Below are 12,879 nucleotides of genomic sequence, written 5' to 3'. Positions count from 1 at the left end.
GTATGCAACGGTGTTTGCGTCAACGACCAGATCGATGCTCTGGCTGTTAGCAACAGATTTCACAGCTGTCTGGATACGAGTAACCAGTTTGCCACGTTCTTCGTTGGAACGACGCGCACGATCCTGCTCAAAAGCCTGAGCTTTCTGTGAGAAAGTCTGACGCTGAGCCATAACGTCTTTTTCCAGCTTGGTACGATCGCTACCCGCTTTCATTGATTGCAGACGCTGCATTTTAGATTGCAGATCGGATTCCATACGCTGCAGTTCGCTGGCACGGCCTTTGAACTCGTTTTCCAGCGTAGCGGAAACACCTGTCTTCTGTGCAACCTGTTGGAACAGGCTACCCATGTTGACGATTGCAATTTTGTCAGCGGCCTGTGCGGACGTTGCCATCGCTAAACCGAGACCTGCAGCTAATAACCACTTTTTCACAATTAACTCCTTACCATCCCATTTGCACCCGAAGGTACAGTTCTTTGCGTGGCCAGGCGATCCCATGCAAGATCGCCTAAAGTCAGCGCTACACTACCACTACATTCCTTTGCGAAGAACAATTACCAGGTTTTACCAATGTTAAACTGGAACTGTTCCGCTTTGTCTCCATCGTACTTCTTGAACGGTTGGGCGTAGGAGAAAACCAACGGCCCCAATGGGGACATCCATTGTAAAGCGATACCTGCTGACATACGGATATTGCTCGGATCGCTATAGTCCGGTACATCCGACGGCGCAGATGACGGATCCCAGTTCGTATCCCAAACGGTACCCATATCCCAGAAGAACGAGGTACGGACCGAGTTGGCATACTTGTCGCTGATGAACGGCGTCGGGGTAATAAACTCCAGGCTGGCGACAGCCATGGCGTTACCACCTACCGCATCATCAGATTTACAGCCAGCTTCCTGAGTACAGTCTTCGTAATCATTATTATCGTCCCAGCTCGTGTGGGCGCCATTTTTATAAACAGCTTTCGGGCCGATAGTATTCGACTGGAAACCACGCACGGTACTGGAACCACCAGCATAGAAGTTCTCGTAGAACGGCATCTCTTTGCTACCGATACCATCACCATAACCCCACTTGGTACGGCCCAGGACAACCCATTTGTGATCGTCATCAATCGGCACGTAGGTCGCGGTATCCATCGACAATTTGTAGTATTCGTTATCAGAACCCGGAATGGTCACTTTACCATTCAGGTTGACACGTGAACCGTCTGTCGGGAAATAACCACGGTCTAACTTGTTGTACGTCCAACCGTAGTTGAAGGTGAAGTCATCAGCGGCAAAACTGCTGGTATCAGCGGGTTGTCCCATCGACTCAAGATAACGATCCATCGCGATCTGCGGCTGCATGTTGGACAGTTTGTTATGTACATAACCCAGGCCAGCACGCAGCGTATTGTATTCGTTAACCGGGAAGCCGAGCGTTACGTCAGTACCATAACTTTTGTTGGTATAGTCGGACAGGTCTGCATCATCCGCTTCAAAGTCGTTATAGAAGACGCGACCGCCAAGGCTCACACCGTCAACGGTGAAGTACGGGTTGGTGACAGATAGCTCAGTATAGGTCTGGTAGTCGTTTTTAGTGCCGTTAATCCCGACGGAATAACCGGTACCTAACCAGTTATCCTGCTGAACGCCCGCCTGGAAGCTCACGCCGCTCTCGGTACCGTAACCGACGCCGAAGTTAAAGCTACCAGTGTTACGCTCTTTCACCTTATAGACCACATCAACCTGATCCGGACGGCCCGGAACACGCTGAGTATCGGTATCGACGGTTTCAAAGTAACCCAGACGGTTCAGACGTTCTTTACCCTGGTCGACCAGATCGCTGCCCAACCATGCGCCTTCCATCTGACGCATTTCGCGACGCAGAACGGAGTCTTTAGACGTGTCGTTACCTTCAAAGCGAATCTTACGCACATAGAAACGGTTACCCGCATCCACATTTACGCGTAATTTAACGGTTTTGTCGGCATCGTTGATTTCAGGCTGCGACTGTACGCGCGGATAGGCATAGCCATAGCGCCCCAGAAGCTTCTTGATATCATCTTCCATTTTGGTCACTTTGGTGCCGTTATAGAGTTCGCCTGGCTCGATTTTGGTCAGGCTCTCAATTTCGGCGGAGTGTCCGGCCAGGTTACCGCTCACCTCTACCCCAGAAAGCTTGTACTGATCGCCTTCAGTGATGTTAACGGTGATGTAGATACCTTTTTTATCCGGCGTCAGGCTCACCTGGGTAGAATCGATATTAAAGCGAGCATAACCGCGATCCAGATAGTAGCTGCGCAGGGTTTCGAGATCGCCCGCGAGTTTCTGTTTCTGGTATTTACGATCGCCCACTACGTTCCACCACGGCACTTCATCACGCAGTTGGAAGTGAGAGATTAGTTCGTCAGTCGAGAAGGCATGGTTGCCGACGATGTTGATCTGTTGGATCTTCGCCGAAACACCTTCCTGGAAGACCAGTTTGAGGTCAACGCGGTTACGCGGCAACGGCGTTACCACCGCTTTCACACTGGCGCTGTACTTACCGACGCTATAGTAGAAATCTTCCAGGCCTTTTTCGATATCGGCAAGCGTGGTGCGATCCAGAGACTCGCCAACACGTACGCCAGACGCCTCGAGGTTTTGCTTCAGCATGTCGTCTTTCACCGATTTGTTACCGGAGAAAGTGATGCTGGCAATCGTCGGACGTTCTTTTACCTGAACCAGAAGGGTATCACCATCGCGCAGGACGCGGACATCCTCAAAGTTACCGGTGGCGAACAGAGCACGAATGGTATTACTGATGTCTTCATCATTAACCGTGTCGCCTGTGCGCACCGGCATACTGAGGAGAGCCGCACCAACGGCGACTCGCTGTAGGCCTTCGAAATGAATGTCCTTCACTACGAACCCTTCAGCACCGTATACGGTGGCGCTGCTAAACAGCAGCGACGCTATGAGCAACTTTTTCATCGCCATCGTTATTATGCGTTCTTCCTAACACTCTCTTACAACCGAGAGAAATCATTGAAAAGTGCAAGCCCCATTAACAACACCAGCAAGATAGAGCCAATGCGATAACTAAAGTCTTGAACCCGCTCGGATACCGGACCGCCCTTCAGCTTTTCAATCGCCAGGAACAGCAGATGCCCCCCGTCAAGAACGGGCAACGGAAACAGGTTAATTATCCCTAAGTTCACGCTGATAAGCGCAAGGAACATCAGGTAATAAATCACCCCGAACTCCGCTGACATCCCAGCCCCCTGGGCGATAGAAATCGGCCCACTGAGGTTGTTCAGTTTTACATCACCGGTAATCAATTTTCCCAGCATACTGACCGTCAGCTTCATCAACTGCCACGTTTTATCCGAGGCTTCGACGATGGCGCTGAAGGGTCCATACTGGCGTACAGTCTTATACTCATCAGGCAGAGGAATAATTTTAGGCACCACGCCCGCAAAACCTTCTGCCTTCCCGTTAACCTGTTTTGAATCCGGGGTTAACGTTAAAGACAAGGAACTGCCTTGTCTTTCAATATCTAGCGCTAACGGCTTATCCGGATTATCGCGCACCAGCGTCACGAACATCATCCATTGCGTCAGCGGCTGACCATTGACTTTAACGATCCTGTCGCCAGCTTGCAAACCCGCCTTACTTGCAGCCGAGTTAGCCTGCACTTCTGACAGCACCGATTCAATCTGCGGACCGCGTGGGCGAATCCCTAAACTGGCGACGGGATCCTGTTTGTCTGGCTCAAATGCCCAATGGCGCAAATCCAGCGTTTTGTCCTGCCGCTGGTTACTGCCAAACTGCGCCACGCTGAGCGTTGTATGCTCATCGCCAATTTTGGAAACCAACTGCAGTCTCACGGCATCCCAATCAGGGGTTTCGATACCATCAACCGCTTTTAGTTCCGTACCAGGCTGAATTTGCGCCTGCGCAGCAATCGAGTTGGGTGTTATTTCACCAACAACCGGACGAACGCCAGGAACGCCAATGATAAACACCAGCCAATAAGCGAAAATAGCAAAAAGGAAGTTTGCGATCGGACCTGCGGCGATAATAGCCGCGCGCTGCCCAACCGTTTTATTGTTGAAAGCGTAATGGCGCAGCTCCGGTACCACCGGTTCAGCGCGCTCATCCAGCATTTTGACGTAACCGCCGAGGGGGATTAGAGCGATGACGTATTCTGTACCCAGTTTATCGGTACGACGCCAAAGCGCTTTTCCAAAGCCAATGGAAAAGCGCTCAACGCGGACTCCGCAGCGCCGTGCAACCCAGAAATGACCAAATTCATGCACGGTGATAAGCACACCGAGTGCGACGATGAATGCAGCCAGATTCCAGAGAATACTCAGCATAAGACCATCCGTTAGAGCGTCCTGAATACCAGTAACAACAGGCAGGCAAAGACCGGTACCGCAGCCGTCAGGCTATCAATACGATCCAGAATACCGCCGTGTCCTGGAATTAAGTGACCACTGTCCTTAATACCTGCTTCACGCTTAAACATACTCTCAGTCAGGTCACCCAGCACGGAGGCCAGGGCTGCAACGATGGAGCAAATGAGCAAGGTGACAGGCGCAACTTCAAGATTCGCCCACATGCCATAACCCCATGAGATTACGGCCGCAGTGGCGAGTCCGCCAATAAAACCCTGCCAGGTTTTACCAGGAGAAACCTTCGGTGCCAGTTTGTGTTTGCCAAACAGCTTACCAAACATATACGCGCCAGAGTCCGCTCCCCAGACGAGGATCATGACATACAGCAGCCATAGCGCGCCACTATAATGATTTTCATCATAGTGCCATGCCCGTAGCGCCAGCATTCCCCAAAAGAAAGGAACAATGGTTAGCACGCCGAAAATTATGCGTAATGTTTTGGAATTACGCCAGACCGACGCAGAACCTGGGTAAAACAGTACCAGTAACAGCGCGACGATCCACCAACCCAGCGACGCCCATAGCGATACTTCAACCAGCGGCTGATGAATATTGCGATGGTATTCTGGCAGTAAAAATAGCATTAGCGCCAGCAAGAGCCCGCACAAAACCGCCAGCCAGACTCGCTGTGTACGCGTGGTAAAACCGCTTAACTGTCCCCATTCCCAGGCGGCCAACATACAGACAACCAGCGTAACAATGGCGAACCCCACCGGCGGCAGCAAAAACAACGCCGCGATGACAACGGGTATTAAAACAAAAGCAGAAATCAGGCGATACTTCAGCAAAAGCGACCCCCATCAGGCTTTTTCATCACCGGGCTCGGTGCCGCCGAAACGACGCTCACGATTAGCAAAGGCATGCAGCGCACCTTCAAAGTCTTGTTCATCGAAATCGGGCCAGAGAACATCCGTAAAGTAAAGTTCGGCATAGGCAATTTGCCACAACAAAAAATTACTAATTCGATGTTCTCCCCCAGTCCTTATCACTAAATCCACAGGGGCCAGTTCATGCATACAAATTTGCTGCCCAAGCATCTCTTCATCGATTTGCTCTGGGCGCAGCAGACCTTCCTGCACCTGTTGTGCCAGTTGCCTGACTCCCTGGACAATATCCCACCGTCCACCGTAATTCGCTGCAATATTCAGCGTCAACCCGGTATTCTGGGCGGTAAGCGCTTCTGATTTGCGAATCCGTTCTTGCAAACGTGAGTTAAATCGACTGATATCCCCGATAATACGCAGACGTACGTTATGGCGGTGCAGGTTTTTCACTTCGCTATCAAGCGCCCACACAAACAGTTCCATTAACGCGCTCACTTCCTGCGCAGGTCGGTTCCAGTTCTCACTGCTAAAGGCATACAGCGTTAACGCATCAATACCGTTATTGGCAGCAAAAGAGACAGCCCGGCGGACGGATTTTGCTCCGGCCTTATGCCCAAAGGCGCGAATCTTCCCTTGCTTTTTCGCCCAGCGGCCATTGCCATCCATGATGATTGCAACATGGCGGCAACCATGTGCTGGCAAATTTTCGCTTAATGGTTTAGTTGCAGACAACATAACGCGTTTTTAGTCCCTGAAAGGATTTACGGTACTCAGGAATACTGAAGCCCATCCACAAAAAAGCCGTGTCAAACCACGGCTTACCCGACCGAAAAAAAGCAACTACCCGCGATCGAGTGGCGCAGACTATATCACTGAAGCCCAACGCTAACAAATAGCACGATCTTCCGTAGAGGGATTATCATCAGCTTGAGAGTCGCATCACTTCTTTTCTGGCGACTTCCCGCGCGATGGTATCAACCTTCAGCACGTCATCAACGCTCTGCGGCTCCTGCAAATCCATCTTATCCAGTACGGATAAATTAAGATCGGCAATATCGGTAAATCGAATCTGCTGCGCCAGAAATGCGGCAACGGTAATTTCATTCGCGGCGTTCAGTGCGGTCGTTGCCGCCTGCCCTTGCTCAAACGCGTCCATCGCCAGTTTCAGGCACGGATAGCGCTGATAATCAGGTGCGGAAAACGTCAACGCACTGAGTTGGCAAAAGTCGACAGGCTTAACGCCAGACTTCACACGTTCCGGCCATGCCATCGTATGGGCAATAGGTGTACGCATGTCAGGTTCCCCCAACTGCGCCAGAACGCTGCCATCCTGATAACGTACCATCGAATGAATAACCGACTGCGGATGAATCAGCACTTCCATCTGGCTTGCGCTGGCATTGAATAACCAACGCGCTTCAATGTATTCCAGACCTTTATTCATCATGGTGGCTGAATCGACAGAGATTTTTCGTCCCATCGACCAATTCGGATGACGACATGCCTGATCGGGGGTCATAGCAACCAGATCGCGCAATGGCGTTTCACGGAAAGGGCCACCAGACCCGGTAAGCAGTACGGACACGACGCCGTTTTGCTCAAGGTCAGCGTATCCCAGATTGAGTTGGATCGGTTGCGGTAAACTCTGAAAAATCGCGTTATGCTCGCTATCTACCGGCAAAAGCTGCGCTTTGTGGCGTTTCACGTCGTCCATAAACAGACGTCCGCAGGTGACCAGAGACTCTTTGTTCGCCAGCAAAATGCTTTTGCCCGCGCGGATTGCCGAAAGCGTCGGCAGCAGGCCCGCTGCGCCGACAATCGCTGCCATGACCTGATCAACATCATCCAGCGCGGCCATATCACAGGCAGCCTGCTGTCCGCTCATAACTTCAGTGCGGCTACCCTGCTCCAGCAGAGCCGATTTTAGCAATGCCGCGCTTTTTTCATCGTCCATTACCGCATAGCGAGGAGAAAATTCCAGGCATTGCTCCACCATACGGGCAACATTCTTTCCCGCAACCAACGCAGCAACACGAAATTTTTCCGGGTTATGGCGTACTACATCCAGCGTACTGCAACCAATGGAACCGGTTGATCCCAGGATGGTTAATTGCTTCATGAGACATCCAGAAAAATAGGGTATAGACAGAAAAAGCAAAACGCCGCCATCCAGCCTTTGCAGGCCTTCTAAGCGGCGTTTTTAGCGTACAGATGAATCAGAACTGCATCAGTTCCGTTTCTTTCTCTGCCAGCGCCGCATCAACTTTCTTGATCGCTGCGTCAGTCAGTTTCTGTACTTCGTCCTGAGAGCGGCGATCGTCGTCTTCGCTGATCTCTTTATCTTTCAACAGCGCTTTCACTTTGTCGTTTGCATCGCGGCGTACGTTACGTACGGCAACACGCGCGCCTTCAGCTTCGCCACGCACGATCTTGGTCAGATCTTTACGACGCTCTTCGGTCAGCGGCGGCAGCGGAACGCGGATGTCGGAACCCGCTGAACTTGGATTCAGACCAAGGTCGGAAGCCATAATTGCTTTTTCAACGGCTGGTCCCATGGAACGGTCAAACACGTTGATTTTTAGGGTACGGGAATCTTCAACCGTTACGCTTGCCAGCTGGCGCAGCGGAGTCGGCGTGCCGTAATATTCCACGACAATACCATCCAGCAGGCTAGGAGAAGCACGGCCCGTACGAATTTTGCTGATTTGATTTTTGAACGCTTCGACGCATTTGTCCATGCGTACTTCAGCATCTTTTCTGATATCGTTGATCACGTTACGAATCCTTGAAAGCTCGTTTCAGTCAGACCACACCCACCACGCAAGCTGTGACAAGTATAGTCTTGATTAATTTTGAGGGACGTATCCCGCGACATTAAAGCGGAATATTACCTGCATTTAGCCGCAACGGGAATTATTCCGTGATTAACGTGCCTTCTTTTTCACCCATAACAACACGGCGCAGCGCACCCGGTTTGTTCATGTTAAAGACACGAATCGGTAATTTGTGGTCACGAGCCAGCGTGAACGCCGCCAGATCCATCACTTTCAGCTCTTTATCCAGTACTTCAGTGTAGGTCAACTGTTCGTACATGGTCGCCGTAGGATCTTTAGCCGGGTCGGCAGTAAATACGCCGTCCACTTTGGTAGCTTTCAGTACCACATCCGCTTCAATTTCAATACCGCGCAGACAGGCTGCTGAATCAGTAGTGAAGAACGGATTGCCGGTACCCGCAGACAAAATAACAACGCGGTTGTTACGCAGCAGGCTGATAGCTTCCGCCCAGCTGTAGTTATCACACACGCCGTTCAGAGGAATGGCGGACATCAAGCGAGCGTTCACATAGGCGCGGTGAAGCGCATCGCGCATCGCCAGACCGTTCATTACGGTGGCTAACATGCCCATGTGGTCGCCCACAACGCGGTTCATCCCTGCTTTCGCCAGACCAGCACCACGGAACAGGTTACCGCCACCAATCACTACGCCAACCTGAATACCCAGCTCAACCAGCTCTTTGATTTCCTGAGCCATACGGTCAAGTATGCTTGCATCAATACCGAAGCCTTCTGAACCTTGCAGAGCTTCGCCACTTAACTTAAGCAGAATACGTTTGTAGACGGGTTTTGCATTGGTAGCCATGTTTCTTTCCTGAGACTGTCAACGAATGAGATGAGTTAATTCCGGCGACATTGTATGTCGCTTTTCAGCATGACCACTATAGCGGTTCGCTGAATTTACAAGCCAGACACAAAAAGAAGCCGCCCTCAGGCGGCTCCTTTAAAAATTAAGACTGCTTGGACATCGCAGCAACTTCTGCTGCAAAGTCAGTCTCAACTTTCTCGATGCCTTCACCCACTTCGAAGCGGATGAAACCAGTTACGTCAGCGTTGTGCTCTTTCAGCAGCTGACCAACAGATTTGCTCGGTTCCATAACGAAAGGCTGGCCAGTCAGAGAAACTTCGCCGGTGAATTTCTTCATACGGCCTTCAACCATTTTCTCTGCGATTTCTTTCGGCTTGCCAGACTGCATGGCGATGTCCAGCTGAACCTGGTATTCTTTCTCTACCACTTCAGCAGAAACGTCTTCCGGCTTAACGAATTCTGGTTTGCTTGCAGCAACGTGCATTGCCAGCTGTTTAACCAGTTCTTCGTCAGCGCCAGTAGCAGCGACCAGAACACCGATACGCGCACCGTGCTGGTAGTTACCCAGAACTTCGCCTTCCAGGGAAGCCACGCGACGAATATTGATGTTCTCACCGATTTTAGCAACCAGCGCAACACGTTCTTCTTCGAACTGTGCTTTCAGAACTTCAACGTCAGTGATTTTGCCAGCAACGGCAGCGTCCAGTACTTTGTCAGCAAATGCCTGGAAACCAGCATCTTTAGCAACGAAGTCAGTCTGGCAGTTAACTTCCAGAATGAAAGCGATGTTGCCGTCGATTTTGGTTTTGATTACGCCGTCAGCAGCAACGTTGCCTGCTTTTTTCGCCGCTTTGATTGCGCCGGACTTACGCATGTTTTCGATTGCCAGCTCGATGTCGCCATTAGCTTCAGTCAGTGCTTTTTTGCAATCCATCATGCCTGCGCCAGTACGCTCACGCAGCTCTTTTACCAGGGATGCGGTAATTTCAGCCATTCTAAAATCCTCGGAAGATTTGATCTGCCCGGCATGAAACCGCACAGATTTAAAAGTGAAAAAGGGGCCTAAAGGGCCCCTAACCAAACGTGATACTACCTGGTTTATAAGGGGGCTCGAACGAGCGTGCCTTATTATTCAGCTTCTACGAAGCTTTCTTCCGCCTGGGAAGCCAGATCCTGAGAACGGCCTTCACGAACGGTAGTAGCTACAGCGCCCAGGTACAGGGTCACAGCACGGATTGCGTCGTCGTTACCCGGGATAACGAAGTCAACACCGTCCGGATCAGAGTTGGTATCAACGATAGCAAATACCGGGATACCCAGGTTGTTTGCTTCTTTGATAGCAATGTGCTCGTGGTCAGCATCGATTACGAACAGAGCGTCCGGCAGACCGCCCATGTCTTTGATACCGCCCAGGCTGTTTTCCAGTTTCTCAAGCTCACGAGTACGCATCAGCGCTTCTTTCTTGGTCAGCTTTTCGAAAGTACCGTCCTGAGACTGAGTTTCCAGATCTTTCAGACGTTTGATGGACTGACGAACGGTTTTCCAGTTAGTCAGCATACCGCCCAGCCAGCGATGGTTCACGAAGAACTGGTCGCAGCTGTTAGCAGCTTCTTTCACCGCTTCGCTTGCAGCGCGTTTAGTACCAACGAAAAGGATTTTACCTTTACGAGCAGAGATCTTGTTCAGTTCAGCCAGAGCTTCGTTGAACATCGGTACAGTTTTCTCAAGGTTGATGATGTGAACTTTGTTACGCGCACCGAAGATGAACGGCTTCATTTTCGGGTTCCAGTAACGGGTCTGGTGACCAAAGTGAACACCAGCCTTGAGCATGTCGCGCATGGAAACAGTTGCCATGATAAAAACCTCTATATATAAAAGTTGGGGTTAAGCCTCCACGCATCCCATATTACCGACCCCAAAGGGCACCCCGGAATATGTGCCGATACGTGTGTGTTGTTACACAAAGTGAGATTTGTCGCTCCCGTCCATCGTGTGTAGTCTTCGAATGGATCGGAAGTCCGGCGCGCTTTATACCACAAATACGCCACCGACACCAATAATTGTTGGCACTCAGTGCTGAATTGAACGATGAATTTCGTGTTACAGGCAGGCGGCAAATTTTTGAATCCCCGGGAGCTTACGGCCAGTAAGTGACTGGGGTGAAAAAATGTAGCCAACGCACCTGTGGCACGAAAGGCGAAGTTCAGAATGATTCTCAATTTGGCAGGGTACACCCCTGACTGATACCATTGTCAGCACTTACACAATTATTGCCGAAAATAATCGGCACTGATGGACAGAATTCATGGCTATCTCAATCAAGACCCCTGAAGAAATCGAAAAAATGCGCGTCGCTGGCCGTCTGGCGGCGGAAGTACTGGAGATGATCGAACCGTTTATCAAACCGGGCGTCAGCACCGGCGAACTGGATCGCATCTGTAACGACTATATCGTTAATGAGCAGCAGGCCATTTCCGCGTGCCTGGGCTACCACGGTTACCCTAAATCCGTGTGTATCTCGATTAACGAAGTGGTGTGCCACGGGATCCCGGACGACGCGAAGCACCTGAAAGATGGTGATATCGTTAACATCGACGTGACCGTGATTAAAGACGAATTCCACGGCGATACCTCCAAAATGTTTATCGTCGGCAAACCCACCATTCTGGGCGAACGTCTGTGCCGTGTAACGCAGGAAAGCCTGTATCTGGCGCTGCGGATGGTTAAACCGGGCATTCGCCTGCGCACGTTGGGCGCTGCGATTCAGAAATACGCGGAAGGCGAAGGCTTCTCTGTAGTACGTGAATACTGCGGTCACGGTATCGGTCGCGGCTTCCACGAGGAGCCTCAGGTTCTGCACTACGATGCGGACGACGGCGGCGTGGTACTACAGCCTGGCATGACTTTCACCGTAGAACCGATGCTGAATGCCGGTGATTACCGCATCCGCACCATGAAAGACGGCTGGACGGTGAAAACCAAAGACCGCAGCTTGTCTGCTCAGTACGAGCATACTATTGTGGTGACGGAAAACGGCTGTGAGATCCTGACGTTACGCAAGGATGACACCATCCCGGCGATCATCACTCACGACGAATAATGTTTTGCCTGATGGCGATGCATTCGCATCTTATCAGGCCTACAAATTGTACTACTTCGTAGGCCGGATAAGGCGTTCACGCCATCATCCGGCTTTTTAATGGGTGGCGCATAATGAATACTCTTCCTGAACAGCACGCAAATACAGCCCTCCCCACCCTGCCTGGCCAACCGCAAAACCCCGGAACCTGGCCACAGCACGATCTCAACTGCACCGGCATTAAAGCGCATATCGACACGTTCCAGCGCTGGTTAGGCGAAGCGTTTGACAGCGGAATTTCCGCTGAACAGCTCATTGAGGCCCGTACCGAATTTATTGACCAGTTGTTACAGCGCCTGTGGATTGAAGCCGGTTTTGGCCAAATTGCCGACCTGGCGCTGGTTGCCGTTGGGGGTTACGGGCGCGGCGAACTGCACCCGCTTTCCGATATCGACCTGTTGATCCTCAGCCGTAAAAAGCTCCCTGACGCGCAGGCCGAAAAAGTCGGTGAGCTGTTAACGCTGTTGTGGGACGTGAGGCTGGAAGTGGGCCACAGCGTGCGTACGCTGGAAGAGTGTCTGCTGGAAGGTTTATCAGATTTAACCGTCGCCACCAATCTGATAGAAACACGCCTGCTGATTGGCGACGTGGCGCTGTTTCTTGAGCTACAAAAGCATATTTTTAGCGAAGGTTTCTGGCCGTCCGATAAGTTTTACGCCGCCAAAGTGGAAGAGCAAAATCAACGCCACCAGCGTTATCACGGCACCAGCTACAATCTGGAACCCGATATCAAAAGCAGCCCCGGCGGCCTGCGCGACATCCACACTCTACAATGGGTCGCCCGCCGCCATTTTGGCGCCACGTCGCTGGATGAAATGGTTGGTTTTGGTTTTTTGACGCTG

General features: G+C 51.3%; 12 protein-coding genes. 2 read left to right on the top strand and 10 right to left on the bottom strand.

Annotation, left to right across the window (positions count from 1 at the left end; translation table 11 throughout):
- The 10 genes from skp to rpsB all read right to left on the bottom strand — a co-directional run.
- A partial coding sequence (gene skp / locus KQJ18_RS16095) for a molecular chaperone Skp (RefSeq protein ID WP_216422298.1) occupies positions 1 to 432 on the bottom strand: 432 nt, incomplete at its 3' end.
- A 122-nt stretch (positions 433 to 554) separates the two neighbouring features.
- Entirely contained in the window at positions 555 to 2,969 is a 2,415-nt protein-coding gene (bamA, locus tag KQJ18_RS16090; RefSeq protein ID WP_038637411.1) for an outer membrane protein assembly factor BamA, read from the bottom strand.
- A 29-nt stretch (positions 2,970 to 2,998) separates the two neighbouring features.
- On the bottom strand, positions 2,999 to 4,351 hold the full coding sequence (gene rseP / locus KQJ18_RS16085) for a sigma E protease regulator RseP (RefSeq protein WP_038637407.1): 1,353 nt from the start codon (positions 4,349 to 4,351) through the stop codon (positions 2,999 to 3,001).
- Between the two features lie 11 nt (positions 4,352 to 4,362).
- Entirely contained in the window at positions 4,363 to 5,220 is an 858-nt protein-coding gene (cdsA, locus tag KQJ18_RS16080; RefSeq protein WP_038637406.1) for a phosphatidate cytidylyltransferase, read from the bottom strand.
- Between the two features lie 12 nt (positions 5,221 to 5,232).
- Positions 5,233 to 5,991 carry a (2E,6E)-farnesyl-diphosphate-specific ditrans,polycis-undecaprenyl-diphosphate synthase gene (gene ispU / locus KQJ18_RS16075; RefSeq protein ID WP_032940405.1) on the bottom strand — a complete coding sequence of 253 codons (759 nt, stop codon included), beginning with the start codon at positions 5,989 to 5,991 and terminating at the stop codon, positions 5,233 to 5,235.
- 187 nt (positions 5,992 to 6,178) lie between these two features.
- Positions 6,179 to 7,375, bottom strand: coding sequence for a 1-deoxy-D-xylulose-5-phosphate reductoisomerase (gene ispC / locus KQJ18_RS16070; RefSeq protein WP_085048276.1), 1,197 nt, complete (start codon positions 7,373 to 7,375; stop codon positions 6,179 to 6,181).
- Between the two features lie 97 nt (positions 7,376 to 7,472).
- Entirely contained in the window at positions 7,473 to 8,030 is a 558-nt protein-coding gene (frr, locus tag KQJ18_RS16065; protein WP_006686783.1) for a ribosome recycling factor, read from the bottom strand.
- Positions 8,031 to 8,169: 139 nt separating this feature from the next.
- Positions 8,170 to 8,895 carry a UMP kinase gene (gene pyrH / locus KQJ18_RS16060; RefSeq protein WP_003018549.1) on the bottom strand — a complete coding sequence of 242 codons (726 nt, stop codon included), beginning with the start codon at positions 8,893 to 8,895 and terminating at the stop codon, positions 8,170 to 8,172.
- Between the two features lie 145 nt (positions 8,896 to 9,040).
- Positions 9,041 to 9,892, bottom strand: a complete 852-nt coding sequence (tsf, locus tag KQJ18_RS16055) for a translation elongation factor Ts (protein ID WP_003018551.1) — start codon at positions 9,890 to 9,892, stop codon at positions 9,041 to 9,043.
- Between the two features lie 134 nt (positions 9,893 to 10,026).
- The gene (gene rpsB / locus KQJ18_RS16050) at positions 10,027 to 10,752 is read right to left on the bottom strand and encodes a 30S ribosomal protein S2 (protein WP_003018553.1); all 726 of its coding nucleotides are present in this window, start codon (positions 10,750 to 10,752) and stop codon (positions 10,027 to 10,029) included.
- A 451-nt stretch (positions 10,753 to 11,203) separates the two neighbouring features.
- Between rpsB and map the strand changes: the two genes are divergently transcribed.
- Positions 11,204 to 11,998, top strand: coding sequence for a type I methionyl aminopeptidase (gene map, locus KQJ18_RS16045; protein ID WP_038637400.1), 795 nt, complete (start codon positions 11,204 to 11,206; stop codon positions 11,996 to 11,998).
- A gap of 113 nt (positions 11,999 to 12,111) precedes the next feature.
- Positions 12,112 to 12,879: nucleotidyltransferase domain-containing protein (locus tag KQJ18_RS16040; RefSeq protein ID WP_216422297.1), on the top strand; the 768-nt coding region annotated here is incomplete at its 3' end.

Source organism: Citrobacter sp. S55_ASV_140 (assembly GCF_018919505.1).
Taxonomy (GTDB): Bacteria; Pseudomonadota; Gammaproteobacteria; order Enterobacterales; family Enterobacteriaceae; genus Citrobacter; species Citrobacter werkmanii.
The sequence above is the reverse complement of the archived record's forward strand: the minus strand, read 5'-3'. Positions and strand labels throughout refer to the sequence as shown.

Coding starts and splice junctions, on each gene's coding strand:
- tsf (WP_003018551.1), bottom strand. CDS start 9,892: ATGGCTGAAATTACCGCATCCCTGGTAAAAGAGCTGCGTGAGCGTACT.
- rseP (WP_038637407.1), bottom strand. CDS start 4,351: ATGCTGAGTATTCTCTGGAATCTGGCTGCATTCATCGTCGCACTCGGT.
- rpsB (WP_003018553.1), bottom strand. CDS start 10,752: ATGGCAACTGTTTCCATGCGCGACATGCTCAAGGCTGGTGTTCACTTT.
- ispC (WP_085048276.1), bottom strand. CDS start 7,375: ATGAAGCAATTAACCATCCTGGGATCAACCGGTTCCATTGGTTGCAGT.
- map (WP_038637400.1), top strand. CDS start 11,204: ATGGCTATCTCAATCAAGACCCCTGAAGAAATCGAAAAAATGCGCGTC.
- ispU (WP_032940405.1), bottom strand. CDS start 5,991: ATGTTGTCTGCAACTAAACCATTAAGCGAAAATTTGCCAGCACATGGT.
- pyrH (WP_003018549.1), bottom strand. CDS start 8,895: ATGGCTACCAATGCAAAACCCGTCTACAAACGTATTCTGCTTAAGTTA.
- bamA (WP_038637411.1), bottom strand. CDS start 2,969: ATGGCGATGAAAAAGTTGCTCATAGCGTCGCTGCTGTTTAGCAGCGCC.